The 19,023-nt window shown below is 40.6% G+C and carries 18 protein-coding genes; 3 read left to right on the top strand and 15 right to left on the bottom strand.

Annotated elements, in window-relative coordinates; translation table 11 throughout:
- Positions 1-221: 221 nt before the first annotated feature.
- The 9 genes from CNQ82_RS02930 to CNQ82_RS02890 all read right to left on the bottom strand — a co-directional run bounded on the left by CNQ82_RS02930 (position 222) and on the right by CNQ82_RS02890 (position 7,172).
- Positions 222-515, bottom strand: coding sequence for a DUF2316 family protein (locus tag CNQ82_RS02930; protein WP_123144013.1), 294 nt, complete (start codon positions 513-515; stop codon positions 222-224).
- Positions 516-549: 34 nt separating this feature from the next.
- Positions 550-1,026, bottom strand: coding sequence for a Na+/H+ antiporter subunit G (locus CNQ82_RS02925; RefSeq protein WP_123144012.1), 477 nt, complete (start codon positions 1,024-1,026; stop codon positions 550-552).
- Positions 1,004-1,300 (bottom strand): monovalent cation/H+ antiporter complex subunit F, encoded by a 297-nt coding sequence (locus tag CNQ82_RS02920; RefSeq protein ID WP_123144011.1) that lies wholly within the window; start codon positions 1,298-1,300, stop codon positions 1,004-1,006. Before CNQ82_RS02920 ends, CNQ82_RS02925 begins: the two co-directional genes overlap by 23 nt.
- A complete protein-coding gene (locus CNQ82_RS02915; RefSeq protein WP_123144010.1) occupies positions 1,297-1,785 on the bottom strand; it encodes a Na+/H+ antiporter subunit E in 489 nt (162 codons plus the stop codon). The genes CNQ82_RS02920 and CNQ82_RS02915 overlap by 4 nt, the downstream gene beginning before the upstream one ends.
- Positions 1,785-3,281, bottom strand: coding sequence for a Na+/H+ antiporter subunit D (locus tag CNQ82_RS02910; protein WP_123144009.1), 1,497 nt, complete (start codon positions 3,279-3,281; stop codon positions 1,785-1,787). Before CNQ82_RS02910 ends, CNQ82_RS02915 begins: the two co-directional genes overlap by 1 nt.
- A complete protein-coding gene (locus CNQ82_RS02905) occupies positions 3,274-3,621 on the bottom strand; it encodes a Na(+)/H(+) antiporter subunit C (RefSeq protein ID WP_123144008.1) in 348 nt (115 codons plus the stop codon). Before CNQ82_RS02905 ends, CNQ82_RS02910 begins: the two co-directional genes overlap by 8 nt.
- A complete protein-coding gene (locus tag CNQ82_RS02900; protein ID WP_123144007.1) occupies positions 3,618-4,043 on the bottom strand; it encodes a monovalent cation/H+ antiporter subunit B in 426 nt (141 codons plus the stop codon). Before CNQ82_RS02900 ends, CNQ82_RS02905 begins: the two co-directional genes overlap by 4 nt.
- Entirely contained in the window at positions 4,030-6,516 is a 2,487-nt protein-coding gene (locus CNQ82_RS02895; protein WP_123144006.1) for a DUF4040 family protein, read from the bottom strand. Before CNQ82_RS02895 ends, CNQ82_RS02900 begins: the two co-directional genes overlap by 14 nt.
- 62 nt (positions 6,517-6,578) lie before the next feature.
- Complete coding sequence (locus tag CNQ82_RS02890) at positions 6,579-7,172, bottom strand: tyrosine-type recombinase/integrase (RefSeq protein ID WP_123144005.1); 594 nt, start codon at positions 7,170-7,172, stop codon at positions 6,579-6,581.
- A 333-nt stretch (positions 7,173-7,505) separates the two neighbouring features.
- Here CNQ82_RS02890 and CNQ82_RS02885 point away from each other — a divergent pair, with 333 nt between their 5' ends.
- From CNQ82_RS02885 to CNQ82_RS02870, 3 genes are all read left to right on the top strand, one after another.
- Positions 7,506-8,714, top strand: a complete 1,209-nt coding sequence (locus CNQ82_RS02885; RefSeq protein ID WP_123144004.1) for a hypothetical protein — start codon at positions 7,506-7,508, stop codon at positions 8,712-8,714.
- 3 nt (positions 8,715-8,717) lie between these two features.
- Entirely contained in the window at positions 8,718-9,851 is a 1,134-nt protein-coding gene (locus CNQ82_RS02880; protein ID WP_123144003.1) for a 5,10-methylene-tetrahydrofolate dehydrogenase, read from the top strand.
- Between the two features lie 1,196 nt (positions 9,852-11,047).
- On the top strand, positions 11,048-12,079 hold the full coding sequence (locus CNQ82_RS02870) for an NAD-dependent formate dehydrogenase (protein ID WP_123144001.1): 1,032 nt from the start codon (positions 11,048-11,050) through the stop codon (positions 12,077-12,079).
- Between the two features lie 190 nt (positions 12,080-12,269).
- On the opposite strand, the gene CNQ82_RS02865 is transcribed toward CNQ82_RS02870, so the two are convergent.
- The 6 genes from CNQ82_RS02865 to CNQ82_RS02840 form a co-directional block, all read right to left on the bottom strand.
- The gene (locus CNQ82_RS02865; RefSeq protein ID WP_206125371.1) at positions 12,270-13,124 is read right to left on the bottom strand and encodes an alpha/beta hydrolase; all 855 of its coding nucleotides are present in this window, start codon (positions 13,122-13,124) and stop codon (positions 12,270-12,272) included.
- 31 nt (positions 13,125-13,155) lie between these two features.
- Entirely contained in the window at positions 13,156-14,019 is an 864-nt protein-coding gene (locus tag CNQ82_RS02860; protein ID WP_123144000.1) for a MurR/RpiR family transcriptional regulator, read from the bottom strand.
- A 12-nt stretch (positions 14,020-14,031) separates the two neighbouring features.
- The gene (locus CNQ82_RS02855) at positions 14,032-15,498 is read right to left on the bottom strand and encodes a PTS transporter subunit EIIC (RefSeq protein ID WP_123143999.1); all 1,467 of its coding nucleotides are present in this window, start codon (positions 15,496-15,498) and stop codon (positions 14,032-14,034) included.
- 15 nt (positions 15,499-15,513) lie between these two features.
- Positions 15,514-16,398 (bottom strand): N-acetylmuramic acid 6-phosphate etherase, encoded by an 885-nt coding sequence (murQ, locus tag CNQ82_RS02850; protein ID WP_123143998.1) that lies wholly within the window; start codon positions 16,396-16,398, stop codon positions 15,514-15,516.
- A gap of 1 nt (position 16,399) precedes the next feature.
- Positions 16,400-17,452 (bottom strand): MupG family TIM beta-alpha barrel fold protein, encoded by a 1,053-nt coding sequence (locus tag CNQ82_RS02845; protein ID WP_123143997.1) that lies wholly within the window; start codon positions 17,450-17,452, stop codon positions 16,400-16,402.
- Between the two features lie 458 nt (positions 17,453-17,910).
- Complete coding sequence (locus CNQ82_RS02840; protein ID WP_123143996.1) at positions 17,911-18,819, bottom strand: nuclease-related domain-containing protein; 909 nt, start codon at positions 18,817-18,819, stop codon at positions 17,911-17,913.
- Positions 18,820-19,023: the final 204 nt, after the last annotated feature.

The following is a 19,023-nucleotide window of genomic DNA, read 5'->3' as shown; positions in this document are numbered from 1 at the left end:
TTATTATTTTATGTGAACATATTCACATAGTCAAGAGGATAAGCTTAATTCTGAATTCTCTGTTATTTCATTATAGCGCTTTCTAAAGCGTTTTACTATAATATTATCTTGTATTTTAATATCCTCTACATATCCTACTAAAAGTATAGTATTGTCGAATAGATAAAGACGACCTTAAAACAAGTGTTTCCCCACCTGTTTCAAAGCCGTCTAAATTTTACTTATTGCAAGAACCAGTAGTCTTCTTTCTCTCCTTTTAAATAGGTATAAGGTGCGGGTTCTTTACCGTGTTTACGAATTTCATGATTAATTTCATCTCGTACATCCCATACGAGATGGATAAATCTTTGTAACTTCGCACCGAATTTAGGTGCTTTCATTGCTAACACATGCTCAATGTCTTCAACTGAAACATCTAAAGCATCTGCTAAATCCGCTTTGCTTAATGTTGATTTTGCAAAGTGTGCTTTGAGTTCCTCACTGGTTATTGCGCGTTGTTCTTTATTCAGTGACATGTTATATCACTCCTTCATTTCTCTATTATAGTTGTTATTTTTTCTTTTTATAGGGCTTATAACTGATAGTTGGTTCTCTTTCCCCTTTTCTGAAGGCTTCTGTAATTTCTTTTCTTCTGGCTGCGCGCAATTTACGGTTCTTAAGCGCCTCTTTACGATTGTAGGCGATGTTCAAGGAAGTACCTTTTCTCTGAGAGTCTTTCATATACATATAAGAACCTATGTTATAGGCTGCTCGTACAATCATCTGTCCTGCTACTGGCGAGGTCAGATATAGGAAAAGTATGGTCAGCAAGGTGCGGACGCTGAAGTAATCGCGCAACATCAGGAAGTAGATAAAGACGCCGGTCAAGGAGAGCAGCACGGATAGTGTGGAGCTCTTAGTCGCTGCGTGTGCGCGTAAGAAGACGTCTTTGAATTTGACGATACCAATGGCGCTGATCAAGGCAACGATGGAACCTAGGAGTATTAGAACTGCTGCGAATAAACTAACGATCTCGTTTAGATTCAAAGATGCGTCCCCCTTCCACGAAACGTGAAATGCCGATCGTACTCAAGAAGGCTAAGATAGCGATAATTAGGCTGGCATCTAAGAAGCTCAATGTATCTAGCACAATGCTTAAGAGTCCTACGATTGAAATGACCATGGCACCGATTGAATCGAAAGCAACGACTCTATTAGGTGTGGTCGGTCCTTTGACGACGCGGTACATTGCGACGATGACTGCGAGTCCGTAAATCACGAGTGCTGCGTGTATCATCCACATAATAATGGTTTCAATCATTTGAGCACCTCCCAGATTAAGCGTTCATATTTTTTAATTTGTTTCGTTAAAATGGCTTTGTCTCTTTCTGATACATCGATTGCGTGAATAAAGAAGCGACTACCGTCTGGTGATATCCGTAATACTAATGAACCTGGCGTCAACATAATCAGCAAGGTCAATAAGGTAATTGCCCAATCTCTCTTTAAAGAAGTTTCATAAATTAATAAACCTGGATTCATATCATCGGATTTAAAGAGAATATAATTAATGGTTGAGAAACTAGAAATAATCAACTGCACATTATAAACGATAATAAATTTAAATATCACCCAAACTTTCTTTAAATAGAATACGCGTTTGAAGAAGAAACGATGTATTAAATAAACAATTACAATACCAATTAAATAGCCGGCAATGAAAGTGGACAAATGAAACTTATCTTCATCTTGGAATAACGTCCACAAGAATGCGATTAAAATATTTAACGTTAATTGTGCTAACATCAATCCACCTCCACTTTCACATTGGGAATAATTGCTTTAATGTACTCGCTTGGATGCAAATTTAATTCTGCTGCTTGGCGTGCGAAATCTAAGAACCATTCGCCACAGACGCCCATCAATACAGTCGCTGCAGTCAATAGAAACATAGCGATAATCTTGTGTGTCGGCAATGGTACAGGATGTACTTTCGGAATATCTTCTCTGCCGAAATACATCACGAAGAAGATTCGCAGTAAGCTGTACATAGCAATAATACTTGTGAGCACTAAGACTACGACGCCGGTGATATAGCCTTTTTCCAAGGCGCCTTGAATAATCAAGACTTTACCAGGGAATCCGCTGAAGGGCGGTACTCCTCCAATCGATAGTGTTAGGATAAAGAAGATAATGCCGAGGCTCGGATGCACATGAATCAAGCCGCCCACGTTCTTGTAACTGCGTGAGTTGCATTGAACCACAAAGACACCTAAGACTAAGAAGAGTAAGGTTTTAATGATGATGTCGTGACCTGCGTAATAAATAGCTCCGGTAATACCCGCTTCATTCAATACACTGATACCCATCACGGAAAAACCGATGGATAATATCACTTGGTAGGCTGCAATTTTCTTCACATCTTCATAACCTAAGACACCGACTGCCCCGATAATCATAGTAATAATCGCCATATAGTACATTAATTGGTGCGTGATATCCGGCTGATGATTAAAGAGCAAGGTCATGACGCGAATTAATGCGTAAACACCGACTTTCGTCATTAAACCTGCAAAGAGTGCTGCGAGTTCTGTATTCAATGCCGCATACGCTTTCGGCAACCACATAAACATGACGAGTGCTGCCTTGCCGCCGAAGACGAAAATCATCATAATCGCCACCATCGTCATGGCAGGCGGTTGGCCACTTTCAGTCAAACGCATCGCTAAATGTCCGAAGTTCAATGTACCGAGTGTCCCATATAAATACGCAATGCCGATCAAGAAGAACCATGAACTGACTACGTTCATAACGACATAAATCACACTGGCACGCAGTTGCTCCAAGGTTTGGCCTAAGGTTAAAAGTACAAACGAGGAAATCAGCATAATTTCGAACATGACATATAAATTAAAGATATCGGCGGTTAAGAAACTGCCATTCACCCCTGTTAACATAAACAATATGAAAGACGGTAAGAAATAGCGGTTGGCCAAGTGTTCCTTTTTTCCGAAACCGAAATAAATAATGACCGTGACGACAAAGTTGGCGATAGTAGTGAAAAAGAGTGCCAAGGTATCGCCGACAAATTGAATTCCGAATGGCGGCTTCCAATCTCCAAAGTTGATGACGAGCGGTTTGGTATTAAAGACATGGATTAACAAGTAGATTGACACAGCTGTCGTCACTATCAACATCGTAATCGCAATACGCCGTGTGACCATCAAACGTTCCTTGAAGAAGAATAAGACGAGTCCGGTAATCAGCGGGACTAATAAGGGAACGAGCAATAAGTTATTCATCGACGTCATCATCCTCTCCGCTCAAGGCTTCAATACGGTTTACACGTGTAACTTTGTAAGTTCTGTAAACTAATACGAGCAAGAAAGCTGTCACCGCAAAACCGATGACAATCGCTGTTAAAATCAATGCTTGGGGCAACGGGTCTACAAAGTTGCGCCCTTCACCATTGATAATCGGTACATTTTTACCGTTAAAGCCGCTCATAGCTAAGATCACTAAATTGGCGACATGGGTGTAAATGGCCGTTCCTAAGACAATACGGATTAAGTTTTTAGATAGAATCATATACGTTCCTGCAAAGGTTAAAATTCCTATAATCATAATGAGTATGACATTCAACTTTTATCACCACTTATCGCTAACATAATGGTTGTGACGGCACCTACTACGGTCAGTAAAATACCGAATTCAAATATCGTGACACTTGAAAGGTGTATCTTTTCCAACAAGGGTAAAGTGACGTACACATCTTCGTGAGAGAGCAGCGGATGGCCAAAGAAAATTGGGACTACGGCTGTAGCAATAGACAGCAGACAACCTGAAATAGTCACTGCCCGGAAGTCTATCGGAAGCGATCTCACTACTTTCTGTACATCAAAGGCTAAGAACATCAGAATAAAGGCTGAGCTGAAAACCAAGCCGCCGATAAAGCCGCCGCCTGGATTATCATGTCCTGCAAGAAAGATATACGCACCGAAAGTCAGAATAATAAATACCGCTACTTTCGAGATGGTTTCCAGAACAATATCATTTTCTTTCATTCGACTCACCCTTTCTGATCTTGAATTTGACTAACGCGAAGATACCGAGTCCGACAATCATAATCACGATACCCTCCAGCATCGTATCCAGTGCACGGAAATCTCCGAGAATCGCATTGACAATATTTTTCGAACCGGCTAAATCATAGCTGTTCTCATAAAACTGCGAAATCTTTTGGAATGGAGGATCTTGTAATGCAATCACGACAAAAGTCATGACGAAAATCGCCATCATGAATGCAATAACCAACTTCACCGCTTCTCTCCCCCACTGCACCTTATCACGCTGCACGTTCGGTAAGTGATAGAATACCAGCAAGAAGAGAATCGTCGTAATAGTTTCAATAACTAATTGAGTCATTGCTAAATCAGGTGCTTTCATCAAAATAAATACAATGGCAATCGAATAACCGATCACCCCATTCAAAATAACCATCGCCATCCGTTCACGAATGTATAATAAAGCCGCTGAAAGAATAGCGATATTCACTAAGACTAAGATTTCGAACCAAGTGAACGGCGTCATTTTAAATCCTTTAATTGGAATCCATCCTACTTTGACGAATCCATAGACTAGCATGCCGAAGAACATCAGATAAATCACATGCAAGTATTGGTTCAATTTGTTATTCATCATCGTCTGCATATTACGGCGACTAAAACCTTCACTCCATTTCAACATCGCATTATACAGCGTATTGATACTCAAGATAGAAGGCAGCTTGTTATATACTTCCATCCAATGCGAACGCCATAACAGCAAGATACCGACTGTATAAATAACTAAAGTAATGAGTAATTCTGTAGTAAATCCATGCCACGCTTCAACATGCGGAATATATTTTACTACGGTCGCGGTATGGTTGATATCGCGTAAAGCTGGAGTAATCAGATACTTTCCTAAGATATTCGGAATGATGAAAAATAACGGGAGACCGCACACGATAATGACCGGTGCAAGATACATCGACACCGGTTCATGACCAGGTACCTGCGGCAATTTATCCCTTTTCAAAGGTCCGCAGAACGTATCTTTCACCATTCTCAAACTATAAACAAAGGTTAAAACACTGGCACCTACTGCAATGACCAACATTACACTCATAAAGATTTGATCATCTATGGGCAACTTTCCTGCATTGACTAAAGTAGTAAAGAACATTTCTTTTGATAAGAAGCCATTGAAGAACGGTAAACCTGCCATGGCCATCGCACTGATGGTCATGATTGTTGCTGTTACTGGTAATACTTTTCTCAAACCACCTAAGTTGGCAAGATTTCTTGTGCCCGTTTCATGATCGATAATACCGACGCCCATGAACAAGACGCTCTTAAACAGTGCATGGTTAATGAGATGGAAGAGACCCGCAAAGAGGCTGATAACGAAAAATTCTACAAAAGATCGGTGCAGACTGTACGTCAACATACCGAAACCAACCATAGACATAATCATGCCGAGTTGACTGATAGTGGAATAGGCTAATAACCCTTTCAAATCGCGTTGTCCGACTGCCACAAACGAACCGACTGCTAACGTGACGATACCGACTGTGATGACAATGTAGCCGACCCATGGGGCATAACTTAAAATCGGAGTGAAGCGGAACAAGAGATACAATCCAGCTTTAACCATCGTGGCAGAATGCAAATAAGCACTGACTGGTGTCGGCGCCTCCATTGCATCCGGCAGCCAAATATGAAAAGGAAACTGAGCAGATTTGGTAAAGGCGCCGATTAAAATACACACCACTGCAAAAGGATACCAAGGCGATTGGCTCAACGTGTCTGTTTGGGTTACCAATTCAGAAATCGTATTAGTGCCAGAAATACTATAAATAATAATGAATCCGATCAGCATGAACATACCGCCGAATACCGTAATCAAGAAGGACTTCAACGCTCCGTCCTGACTCGCTTGGCGATTATACCAATAAGAAATTAATAAAAATGAGGCAATACTCGTTAATTCCCAAAATACATACAGCAATATAGTATTATCTGCTAACACTACACCGAGCATGGCGAACATAAATAAAATTAAATAAAAATAGAATCTTGGCAAGTCGTCATGTGCTTTCGATAAATACGCATTGGCATATAATACTACACCTGTTCCTATCAAGGTGATCAACAAAGCAAATATCATCGATAACCCGTCCAGTCGAAACGCTAAATCTAAATCAATGGCGGGCATCCAAGGCAGTGAAACTGTAGTTAAACGGCCGTCAGCTATATGTGAAATCGCTAATATAAAATACACAGCACTGACGACAGGGGCAATGAGGGCAATCCAACCTGAGAAACGTGCAAACGGCTGCTTACTAAACAGCTGCGTCTGCTGCACTGTAGCGTCCGCACCAGTTTCAGTTGGAATATCAGGTTCTAATGTCCGTGAGGGATGCACTTTCATATTCGTCAACAAAATGACCAACATGATGACCATCACAAAAACAAACAACCATAAGAGGCTCATATTTCGGAAAACTCCTTTCTATCTATTGAGTTATACAAATGAAAATACACGGCAACATAAAATTAAATATCCAAATGAATCTCAATCGCCTTCGACACATACGGCACATCCATAAACTTAATCGTTTCAGCCAGCGACTGATGCCCCAGATACTTCTGAATCACCGTAACCGGAGTGCCCGCCTGATAAGCATGATACGCAAACGTCTTGCGCAACGACTGCAAACCAATATGCGCCAGCTCAACCTCCTCCGCAGCCTGATGAATAATACGATACGCCTGCTGACGTGACAACTGCTTCTTCGTTCTACTCGACTGGAAAAGAAAACTCTGGAGAGTGCAGTCCCCTTGTGAGATATACACAGCCAAAGCTTGACGTAATGAGGATGGAAGCGGTACTACAATTTCAGGGAATTGCGGATTTGACCATGATTGAATAATGTCTTGGGTATGGATAGTGTGTAGCGTTTGATCATCCGCTTCATTTCGGTGATGTTCTACCACATCTGCAACACGCAGACTAAGCAGTGTACTCAATTTCACTCCCGTATGTATCGCAAAGCTTAACAATAAATAGTCACGTTGGCTGTGCTGCTGCAAAACTTGATACATCGCTTCGATGTGCGCTTTATCTTTAATCGGCACCACACATTCCATTATTATCATTCCCTTCCAGATTATATTACACTTGTATTTTATGTTACATAATAATGATAATACATATTTGAGTGACATTAAAGAATGATGCTCGTATTTTTCAAAAAAATTTATTTCAACTTAATTGCTGAAACAATCTTAAGGCAAAATCAATAAGTAAGTTATACAATATTTTACTTTTATTAAAAAACCTTATTGACGATTCAAGCGTTTTTCCACTCTGCATTCAGGGAAATTAATACATGTACAATTTGACTTATTCGTAAATTAAATTTAAATTATAAATTACGAATTTTTTTGCTGAAAAGAAAGCTTTAGAAAGGAGGTTGCAGAATGACAACGTTTAACGTGGGCATTATCGCTGCTCCTGGATTTCCAGAACGCTTATCCAACAAAGTAATTGAAGATTTGCCTACCATTTTGAATCGAGAACTGAACACCGATGCAGAATGGCATTTTCATGTGACCGTCGATCCGCTTATCGGTTCAGCCGAAGATGTAAATAAAAGTTTGGATGCAGCCCAGAATGTTAAACAAGAACATAACTGGGATTACGGCATTGTGGTTACTGACCTTCCTATCGTCTCAAATCGTCGTGTTATCGTCGGTAATCTGGATGAAACACATGCCACTGCACTGATTTCCTTGCCTGCTTTAGGTTGGATCGGTTTGCGGAAAAAACTAAAACAATCCTTGCTGTATTTTGCTGAAAGTATTTATCGTTCTCAACATGATGATGAAGCTAATCAGCAACACAAATTGAATTTATCTTGGATTACACGCATCAAACCTGAAACCGCACCTTTAGACCAAAAGCAAGATAACGATATGGAGACAGCGACAGAACAAGAAGATGGAGATGAAACTTCTAAATCTCATACTACGACGCGCTTTATACTCAAACCGTTAATTATCAGTTGGATTTTCTTATTATTCGGTATGACGCGTGCCAATGAACCTTGGAAAGAGATACCAAATTTCAAGAAGATTATTTCATTGTCATTTGCCACAGCTACGTATTTAACCATTTTCTCAACGCCTTGGCAGATGAGTATCGAATTCTCCAATTTGCGCTTTATATTGATGACCATTCTTGCAGTCGGCGGTATGGCGTTATGGATTATGTACGCGCATAGATTATGGGAGCCGCCGTCTTCTCTGACGACGCGGACCTATCGGACGGTCTACAATATTACCACTGTCATGACATTACTGATTATTATTGCACTCAGCTATGTCATCTTATTTGTACTGCTCATGATCAGCGTCGCCTTATTCGTACCGAATGACTTATATAATATGATGACTTCCAATCATGGCATAAGAACTTGGGGACAATTCTTATATCTTACATGGTTTATCACATCACTCGGTTTCTTGGCAGGTGCTTTAGGCGCTTCTGTGGAAAATGAAGAAAAAATTAGAGATATGACTTATTCTTATCGTCAACGTGCTCGCTATAGAGAAGCTAAAGAATGGGAATCCAGCAAATATTATTCTTCTGATTCCGAGAAAAATATAAAAGAACAGAAAGGAGGCTAAAATGTGGAACAGTTAGTAGTAGGCATCGTGGCTGCGCCTGGTATTGCCAATAAACTCTCGCATAAAATGGTAGATGCATTGCCTGACTTGCTTTCAAAATATATTTCGTCTCAATATAAATGGAAAATTGAAGTCATAGTCAACGCATTAACCGGCTCAGCTGAAGAAGCTGATAAAGCCTATCAAAAAACAGAAGACTACTTAGACCGCTATAATTGGAATTATATTATCAGTTTAACCGATTTGCCTTTGTTTCATGATAATGAAGCGGTTATCGCTGTGGATATCAACGAAGAAAACGGCGCGAGTATGATTTCTATTCCAGCATATGGTTGGCGCCCCCTTACTAAACGTCTAGAAAAAACCATCATCACCGTTATCCATGAAATCAATCTTCAATTTAGTGATCATGCCAAAGATGATAATGAAAAAGATGATGAAGAACGCCAGAAAGAGTATCGCAATATCTTTCCTTTTTCTAACTTAAGAAAAATACGGACCTATGCAGACGAAACACATACCATGCATATCCGGTATATTGTAGCTTCGAAAATCAGCGGCAACTTACGTTTATTAAGCGGAATGACTTTCGCCAATAACCCGCTGCGTCTGATGCAAAGTATGAACAGTGTCATCGCTATTGCCTTTACAACCGGTGCTTCAGGGATGATTTTCTCTACGATGTGGCAACTCGGCAATACTTTTACAGCAGGAAGATTAACCGTACTTTCCCTCTTTGCTATTATCGGTATGATTGCTTGGATTATCTTGGCGCATAACTTATGGGAATCCACGCGTTATAGTCAAAACCGCAAAATCACGCGATTATATAATATGACGACGTTGACGACGCTGGGAACGTCCGTGTTGATTTATTACATTGTCTTAATGCTGCTCTACATTATTGCGGCATTAATCTTGTTGCCATCCGGCTTCTTAGGACGGCAACTCGAATTGAAACATGCAGCACCGTTCTCACTTTATATCTTTATTGCCTGGTTCGCAGCCTCTATTTCAACTATCGCAGGTGCTATTGGAGCAGGTATGCGTAATGAGAAACTCGTGCGCGAAAGTACGTATGGCTCACGCCAACAAATGCGTAAAGCTTTGAGTAAAGAAAAAAGTAAAGAACAATAATTAAAAAATCTTCGCTCGTTGTATGTCGAGTGAAGATTTTTTAGCGTTTCTTATATTTCCATATGCGGGAATAATTATTATTATCGCAAATATAAATCCGAGCCATAGATAATCTTTGTTAAACATTAGATAAATGGCGAATAAAATTATTCCTAAGATGATTGATAAAAGATTGAACCATAATTTGTGTCCGATTTCCTGAAAATAGCGTTTCATAGCGGCGACTTCCTTTCTCTATAGTTCGAAGTCAATAAAGTATAGTTACTATAATTCAACCTATATACTATCACACGCGATTTTAGATACCAATTCATTCTATTAGGGGGTAAGTCTCCGGGTTGTCTGAAGGAAGACACCTTACCGTCTATTAAGTTGCTTAGTTGTTGAAAAAGAAGGCTGCAGTTATCAGAGTTGATGGGTATATTGGACATGTTGCTCTTATTCTTGGCCGATATAATCATATATTGGATATGTTGCTCTTATTATTGGCCAATAAACTCATATATTGGACACGTTGCTCTCATTCTTGACCAATAAATCCATATATTGGACATGTTGCCTCCATTCTTGGCCGATATATCCATATATTGGACATGTTGATTCTATTCTTGGCCAATATATCCAAATATCCCTATTAGCCTGCTCAAAAACTTCCGATCGCCCTAAATATTACTGCTCAAAATCAGCCAGCTTGAAATTATTTTTCATTCTATAATAAAATTTCTTCCGCCACTTATCTCATCCCAACAAATCGCATTATACCAGCATTTAATCATATTTTTATTCGTCACAATTACGACAAATATGTCTAAAAAATAAATAGTTTGTTACAAAAGTTTGACAAACAAAACGATGCGTATTAGAATTGAGACATCAAGTAGTTGAGAAATATTCTCAACACTTTCTCGATAGTTTTTCAAAATTGGTACGCTGTACTAATGTGCAGTTGGCTAATCTTTAACTATTGAGCTATCCATCGTAACTAAGGCAAAAGCGAACTGACTGTTGCCTTCAAATATATATTCTTTTCTGCGGATTGGTATTAAGTACAGACCGTGCCGATTACTACTCCCATCTCCACTGCACATTTATGTGCAAAGTGGCGTGATGGGAGTTTTTTGTTTGCCCGCACTTTTTTCCAAAAACAGAGAAGAAGACAGCAGCCAATAATCATTTAAAAAGGAGAATGATTTTTAATGAAAATTGTAGCATTATTCCCAGAAGCAACAAAATCTACTCAATTATTATCTAAACAAGAAGCTTTAGGTTTACCTGAATTCTTGAAAGGTACTGACAACGAACTTATCTTGGTATCAAGCAATGAGGAAGTTGAACAATATGTTGAGGATATGGACGTTGTAATTTCTTCTCCATTCTTACCTGCTTATATTACTAAAGAAAGAATTGAAAAAGCTAAAAATCTTAAATATGCGATTACAGCTGGTATCGGTTCTGACCATGTAGATATTGAAGCAGCTGCAGAACATGGTATTGTTGTTGCAGAAGTAACAGGTAGTAACAATGAAAGTGTTGCTGAACAAAATGTTCTAGAAACATTATTATTGCTTAGAAACTATGAAGAAGGCCATAGACAAGCAATTGAAGGCGAATGGGACTTACCATTAGTAGGTTCTGGCGCATTTGAATTACAAGAGAAAAAAATTGGTATCTTCGGCTTTGGACGTATCGGTCAATTAACTGCTCAATGCTTGAAAGCATTCGGCGTAGACTTACGTTATAACGATCCATTCCGTAAAGAAGATGTAGAAAAAGAAATGGGCATCAAATATCTACCATTTGATGAATTAGTGGAAACTTCTGATGTTATCATCATTCAATCTCCACTTACTCCTGATACAAAAGGTAAATTTGATAAATCCGTTATCGATAAAATGCAAAAAGGTACAGTATTAGTAAACTGTGCACGTGGCTCAATTGTTGATAAAGATGCTGTAACTGAAGCAGTTAAAGATGGTCATATCAGATATGGTGGCGACGTTTGGTTCCCACAACCAGCACCAAAAGATCATCCTTGGCGCTCACTTAAAAATTCAGGTATGACTGTGCACTATTCAGGTATGACTGTTGAAGCACAAAAACGTATTCAAAAAGGTGTCGAAGAAATGTTGACTAATGCAATGGAAGGCACTTCAATCCGTCCTGAATATGTAATTGTCGACAATAATAAAGTAGCGAGTCAAAGTTACCAAACTAAAAAAGATAAATAAGTTCTTTAAAGAAACTTGTCATAAAAAGAAATCCCCTTTGATTTCAGAAACTTAATGTAATGGAATAAACTATCTCAAGACCGCTATCTAGTGTTAAAGCTGGGTAGCGGTTTTTTAGATGTGAGGAATAGAAAAAGAGTCGAGACCTCCCCAGAAGTCCCAACTCCTCATTGCAAAATTGACATCTCTCTTACTTTTTCAATATTTTAACTAAGTCTTGCGCAAATGCTTCTGGTTCTTGCACATAACCGAAATGGCCGCCTGCCGCTTCTACCGCTTGTCGATCCATTTCTCTCGCAAATAAATGTGAAGCTTGATAAGCTAATGAACCTTTAGACTGTGTGCCTTGCATCCAAAAGATTTTATCGGCTGATTGACGCAATGTATCTAGATTTACTAGGTAATCCATGTATTGGCGCAATTCATATTGCATCCAGATTTTCGTAGATTCAGCGCTATTCGATTCCATGGTATCTGGTGAACATACCGCGCATGGTGCGATGGTATCTTCTACTAAGACTTCCATATCTAACTGCGAGGGCTGCATGACATGTTCAAAGATACGCATGGCTGCAGGAATACCCTCTATTTCGGCTGCTTCAGAGATTTTTGTGGTTTCTTTTTCTAAATCTGAGCGATTAGGAAAAACAGTAGCATTCAAAGGTTCATGCAACGCTGCACCGGCGATTAATTCTGGAGATTGCTCTAAAAGATGCATGCCGACGACCGCTCCTGTATCTGTTCCCATAATATAAACAGGATTATTACTTAAGTGTTGTGCGAGTGCGATGACATCTTGTGTATCTCTCTCCAGTTTGAAGGTACTGTGCGTTTGATTGATCGAAGCAGGCATGGGTTCAGTCAATTCACTATAACCATAACCTCGACGATCAGGCAAGATGACCGTAAAATCAGCTTTCAACGTTTCTGCAGCATCTTTATAACTGTCGTGTACTCCGCTGGCTCCTGGAATCATAATCAATAAGGGACCTTCTCCTAATTGTTCGTAACGGACAATAGCGCCATTAGTCTCAAGTGAATGCATGTGATTTCCCCTCTCTCTTTTTTTATAATTATTATTGCAAATCTTTATATAAATCAACGGCTGCTTTCGTCTGACTTAAATGCGCCACATGATTTTGGTAATCTTTAGATAAATAGGTATAGAATAATATATCTACAGTCATCAACTGTGCGATGAGAGAACTCGTCGCTGCAAGGCGCAAGCTTTGTTCGGAACTCGCATCGTGCAAGAGCACTATATCTGCTTCATCTGCTAACTGCGATTCGCTGTTGCTGGTAATTGCTGCTACTTCTGTACCATAATGATGGGCGACTTGTGCTAAACGCACCGTTTCTTGATTATTACCCGAATTAGAGATTCCTAGCATTAATACAGGACTATCTGTTGAGTGGCCCGCTAAGGCAGTTGCTGCGACATGCGCATCTGCGCTGTGTATGACCTCTACGCCTGCACGAGTAAATTTCTGATAAATATCTTCTGCCACGATATGACTAGCTCCGACGCCGAAGACTACTAGCTTTCGAATTGCATATAATTTGCCGGCCAACTCTTCCAGTTCTTTTTCTCCCAGAAGGGTTTCAGTGGTTTCTAAAGTATAGGCGGCGCGTGATAATAATTTGTGTTTGATTTCGCTCGGCGGTTCGTCTTGGGTGATTTCTTTGTAGGTGTTGGGCTCGTGATGCGGCATGTTTCTGGAAAGTGACAGTTTCAGGTCGACGAGTCCTTTGAAGCCGAGTTTATGGGCGCACCGGATGATGGTGGCTGAGCTGGTGTTTGTAGCTTGGCCGAGTGCTTTGGCGTTCATCTTAATGACGTTGTCTGGATGTTCGAGCAAGTAGTGTGCGACTTGTTGTTCGTTCTTGGTGAGGTGTTTAAGTTGTTCGCGTATATAGATTTGAAGGTGTTCGGTTTCCATAGTTCTCCCTTCTTACTCTTCTATTTCTTGGGGTGCGGTCATGTCTTTAGTCGTTCCGAAAAAGTAGGTCGCTATAAATCCGCCGGCATAGGCTGCGAGCAATCCTGCGATGTAGCCCAGGTACATGTTGTCATATATCAACGGAATGAGTGACACACCACTTGGACCGATAGCTACTGCACCGATGTGTCCGATGCCTCCGATGACAGCGCCTCCGATACCGCCGCCGATACATGCGGTAATGAATGGACGGCCGAGCGGTAAGGTTACCCCGTAAATTAAGGGTTCGCCGATGCCTAGAATACCGGCCGGCAACGCACCTTTTAAGAGTCGCGTGATTTTCTGGTTCTTACGGCATTTCACCCATAGTGCGAGTGCTGCGCCGACTTGTCCCGCACCTGCCATCGCTAATACTGGCAATAAGAAAGTGGCATGGTCTTGATTGATCATCTCGATATGAATCGGTGTGAGGACTTGATGCAAACCGAACATTACGAGTGGTAAGAATGTCGCACCTAAGACGAACCCGCTGAATGGTCCGCCGATGTCTAATACCCATTTAATTACCGCTAAGATGCCTTCTGATACGACACCTGCGACGGGCATGATGAGAAAGATGGTTGCTAGTCCCATGATTAAGAGCGTAATAGTTGGTGTAACGATAATATCGATAGAGTTCGGTACTATTTTATGCAGGCGTTTTTCAATCATGGCTAGAATCCACACTGCAAAAATAACCCCGATGACACCGCCTTGTCCTGCTGCGAGAGCGTCGCCGTTGAAAATGTTGTGCAGCGGTTTATCAGGTGTGATACCTGTTAACATCGTGGTACCGCCGATTACGCCTCCGAGCCCTGGTGTAGCGCCGAATTCTTTAGCAGAATTAATTCCTACATAAATAGCCAGATAGGCAAATATTCCGTTTTTAATAACATCAAAGACCATCACCAGTTCTTTCCAAAATGAACCGTCAATCGTGCCGGCAACGAGCAAGTTGGATAGTACAGCACTGATACCACCGATTAATCCGGCTCCGACGAATGCTGGAATTAATGGCACAAAGATATTGGCAATCGTGCGCAGTACTTTACGCCATTTAGAATTTTTCTTTTTCTGATTCATCTGAGTTTTGAACAACTGAGCTTCTTGTTCCACACGTTCTTTGTCAGATTGAGGTCCGTCAGCAGCGTTCGCATCCGATGAATGATGTGTAATACGTTCACCTAAAGGTATACCTATCATTTCACTCATAGCGTTCGCTACTTTATTGACGGTACCTGGTCCTACAATAACTTGCAGGGACTCATCTTCTACCACACCCATGACGCCGTCTATTGCTTTCAATCCCGCGATATCAACTTTGGAATAATCGATGATATCCATACGTACTCTGGTCATACAATGAATGACACGTTCTAAATTTGCTTTTCCGCCCACGTTGTCTAATATTTCCCGGGCAATTTTCTCTTCTTTTGACATGATGTCTCACGCTCCTTATGTATTTCTAATAAAACCATCTGCCTTTTCTAATCTTTGTGTCGCTTCTGAAAATGAAATATTGTGTAAACCCATCACGATAGCAGCTTTCACATTGCCACGTGCGTGACGGAAAAGTTGTTCGCTTTCCGCTTCAGATACTTCTACAATTTCTGCAATCATATTTAATGCACGTTGTCTTAACTTATTGTTGGTCGGTTTGACATCGACCATCAGATTTTCATAAACTTTTCCGATACCGACCATGGCACCGGTAGAAATCATGTTGAGAATTAATTTTTGCGCAGTGCCTGATTTAAGCCGTGTGGAGCCGGTTAATATTTCAGGTCCGACCTCGACTTCAATGGCATAATCAGCTAACTTGCCGATTTGCGAACCTTTCACGCAGGCGATTGCAGCGGTAGTAGCGCCGATGGATTGCGCGTAATTTAAACCTCCGATGACATAAGGCGTGCGTCCGCTGGCAGCCAGACCGACTACGACATCATCAGCTGTGAGGACATGCTCTTTAAGGTCTACTTCAGCAATTTGAGAGTTATCTTCCGCCCCTTCAATCGCTTCGGTCATCGCTTTTGAACCGCCAGCGATCAATCCGATGACTTCATCACGCGATACTCCGAAAGTCGGCACACATTCTGCAGCATCTAACACACCTAATCGACCGCTGGTACCTGCGCCGATATAGAAGAGTCGGCCGCCCTTTTTAAAGGCTTCAATAACTTTATCAATCACTTGTGCAATCACTTGCTTTTCTTTTTCAATAGCCTGCGGGACACGTCGATCTTCTTCATTCATTACAGACACAAATTCCTCTGTACTTAATTCATCCAGATGCATCGTCTTCTCATTGCGTTGCTCGGTCGTCAATTTCCTAATATCCATGTTACTCATCCCCTTTCTGGTTAAAAAGTTTGAAAGCAGTACCTGATTGAATTAATTGAATACAATCTAAATCATCTTCTATCACATGTCCTAATACATTGACTGCTGCATCCGCGGGCAAGTCACGTCGTGTAATTTCTAATTCATTCATGTAGCGGCCGTATAAATTATTGTCCAATGTTACTGAACCGCGCGGACGTTCTACTGCATTTGCTGGTTCGACTTGATTTTTAAAAGTAGTGCGTGATTCTTGAGCCCGCACGACATCACGCGCGACATCTGGTCGGTTCGTATAGCTTTGTAAAAATGCGCTGTCCTCGTTCAAATCTGTGCGTAACCATACTGTATCTTCAGTGGCATAATGGAAAAATTGATCAACCATGAAATCATTAATTTTAATATCACCAATACACACCACATCTGTAAGCATCATTTCTAATTCATAAGCTGAAGCAAGCGGATGGGCATAACGATGGGCTTCAAGAGTCGGCAAGCCACGATGAATCGGTCCGCGGAAAGTTGTACCAGGAACAAATGCCATAATTTGCAGTTCTGGATAAGCGCCCTTCAATCTTTCATTAATATGTTTGAAAAATGCGGTATCCAATCCTGTATTGGGGCAGGGATAATAATTATGCGCTACGTAAATATTCTCTTGAGAGATACCTCGGTCATTTAATTCGCGCAAAATCGGAAACGCATCTGTGCTCGCGTTCAACATGATCGGATGCTCATCTTCTACGTAATCTGCCAGCTGATTGATATCCACCGCTTCATCCAATCGAATAATATCGATACCTGCATCTTTGATACTTGATGGGTCTTCGAGTGACAATCCCAGCTGCTCAAATGTGTCACGATTCATATCTGCGATAACTTCTGCACGCCCTTGATTTAAAACTGAAAGCTGCTTTAAACGTTCTAAATATTGGCTTTGATCCTCTTCTGGTATTTGTAAAGATGTGAAAATGTAGCGGAATCCTTTATTTAACATTGTTTCGATATACGTTTCGTCAAACTCTTCACCTAAATACACTGAAAAACCTAATTGCATATTGTCCACCTCATATTAAAAGAATAATTTCTATTCTTCACTTTACCCAAAAAAGTGTAGAGTTGCTTTTGTGTAATCGCTTTCATTATTGCATAAGTGAAATAATATTACAATATGCGTTCATAATATTGTTGAATATTGAAATTTTGTTTCAGTTTGTGGTGAAAAAAAGAAGCGGACTTTTGAGAGTCCGCAACCTTTGAAGATTTCTTTTATTGTGGGTGGAGGGGCGGAGCTGGAGTGGACGAGTGAAAAGCGAGTGAGTGGTGTTTTATTATCGAGGGGCGGTGGAATTATGCGGTTTATTGGACACGTTGCCTCCATTCTTGGCCAATATTTCCGGTTATTGGACACTTTGCCCGCATTCTTGGCCAATATATCCGAGCTGGCCCCTGAGAACCAGGGCATGCTCGCTCTACACTCATACATAACCGCCCGCTCCCGCCACAGATACTCCATCACAAATAATAAACTCGCCCTTTATTCTTGCCGGCAGATTTAAAAAATTGTCGACAAGCTCTATAGATCGTTTTAGTAGAAATACCTTGGTGAGCACACCAGCGAACCGCTTCACATTTAGTAAATGGCGCGCCTTTCGCATAATAAAGTTCAATTAAATTAGCATGAATCATATCTAACTTTTTAAATTCAGTGTCACACTTCACACATGAGCACTTGCTTTTTTTATACTCCGCTGCTGACTCTAGCCAATTCCGACATTTAGGACAACGCAGTCCGCCGCGTACATTTTCAAAAGGTTCTCGCTCATAACCAGACAATTGATGCGTCCACTTTTCATAACTAGAAACCAAGGCTTCCTGCAATTGCCGAGTTTTCTGTGGCATGGCATCCGTCCCGATGATTTGAGGCAACTGATACAATTGCGTGAACAATAATACACGCCCTTGGTGTCTAAGCTCCTCTAACCCATGCAAACAAAATGAGGCATTCGAAAATATCAAATACGTTTCGATTTCATAATTTGCGAATCCGTTCCCTTTCAACCACCGACGCATAATATTCTCTGCATGCTTCAACTGCGTCATCGGATTACGTCGATCGAAACCTAAAGGATCATTCAAATCACGCGTGATTTCATTATTATTATAAAAATAGTTGCCACTATAATGTTTTACTTCGAAAATAATTACTTTCCGATTTGAAATAATGATAAAATCATATTCAACTTGACTCGGTGCCTTCATCTCATGATTACGCAGATACGTTACATTCGTACATTGGTGTATCACTTGTTCGACCAACGCTTCGCCCGCATCTCCTTGCAATTTATTCTGGTAAGCTTTAAAACACTTCGGCTGATACAATACACGACCTTCAATCGCATTGTAATATTCTAAGATGTCCATCTATAACCTGCTTTCATAAAGGAATTACTTTATATTAGAAAATTGCAAACCCTCTTGTCAAACCACCTAAAATCGCATTGTGACGCCTATTTTTTTACCTTTCGGGAAAGAAAACTTCTGAAAAAGAAGAATCTTGAAGAGAGATTGTCTCTTTGTGTCTTTCTTTTTCCAGAAAAGACAAAAAAACGCCTGATTCCAATGTCA

The organism is Staphylococcus debuckii (assembly GCF_003718735.1).
GTDB lineage: Bacteria > Bacillota > Bacilli > Staphylococcales > Staphylococcaceae > Staphylococcus > Staphylococcus debuckii.
This window is presented reverse-complemented; position numbering and strand designations above follow the sequence as displayed.

What these genes read in the sequence shown, in the direction of transcription:
- CNQ82_RS02930 (WP_123144013.1), bottom strand. Translation starts at nt 515, where the DNA reads ATGTCACTGAATAAAGAACAACGCGCAATAACCAGTGAGGAACTCAAA.
- CNQ82_RS02920 (WP_123144011.1), bottom strand. Translation starts at nt 1,300, where the DNA reads ATGATTGAAACCATTATTATGTGGATGATACACGCAGCACTCGTGATT.
- CNQ82_RS02915 (WP_123144010.1), bottom strand. Translation starts at nt 1,785, where the DNA reads ATGTTAGCACAATTAACGTTAAATATTTTAATCGCATTCTTGTGGACG.
- CNQ82_RS02910 (WP_123144009.1), bottom strand. Translation starts at nt 3,281, where the DNA reads ATGAATAACTTATTGCTCGTTCCCTTATTAGTCCCGCTGATTACCGGA.
- CNQ82_RS02900 (WP_123144007.1), bottom strand. Translation starts at nt 4,043, where the DNA reads ATGAAAGAAAATGATATTGTTCTGGAAACCATCTCGAAAGTAGCGGTA.
- CNQ82_RS02895 (WP_123144006.1), bottom strand. Translation starts at nt 6,516, where the DNA reads ATGAGCCTCTTATGGTTGTTTGTTTTTGTGATGGTCATCATGTTGGTC.
- CNQ82_RS02890 (WP_123144005.1), bottom strand. Translation starts at nt 7,172, where the DNA reads ATGGAATGTGTGGTGCCGATTAAAGATAAAGCGCACATCGAAGCGATG.
- CNQ82_RS02885 (WP_123144004.1), top strand. Translation starts at nt 7,506, where the DNA reads ATGACAACGTTTAACGTGGGCATTATCGCTGCTCCTGGATTTCCAGAA.
- CNQ82_RS02870 (WP_123144001.1), top strand. Translation starts at nt 11,048, where the DNA reads ATGAAAATTGTAGCATTATTCCCAGAAGCAACAAAATCTACTCAATTA.
- CNQ82_RS02865 (WP_206125371.1), bottom strand. Translation starts at nt 13,124, where the DNA reads ATGCATTCACTTGAGACTAATGGCGCTATTGTCCGTTACGAACAATTA.
- CNQ82_RS02860 (WP_123144000.1), bottom strand. Translation starts at nt 14,019, where the DNA reads ATGGAAACCGAACACCTTCAAATCTATATACGCGAACAACTTAAACAC.
- CNQ82_RS02855 (WP_123143999.1), bottom strand. Translation starts at nt 15,498, where the DNA reads ATGTCAAAAGAAGAGAAAATTGCCCGGGAAATATTAGACAACGTGGGC.
- murQ (WP_123143998.1), bottom strand. Translation starts at nt 16,398, where the DNA reads ATGGATATTAGGAAATTGACGACCGAGCAACGCAATGAGAAGACGATG.
- CNQ82_RS02845 (WP_123143997.1), bottom strand. Translation starts at nt 17,452, where the DNA reads ATGCAATTAGGTTTTTCAGTGTATTTAGGTGAAGAGTTTGACGAAACG.
- CNQ82_RS02840 (WP_123143996.1), bottom strand. Translation starts at nt 18,819, where the DNA reads ATGGACATCTTAGAATATTACAATGCGATTGAAGGTCGTGTATTGTAT.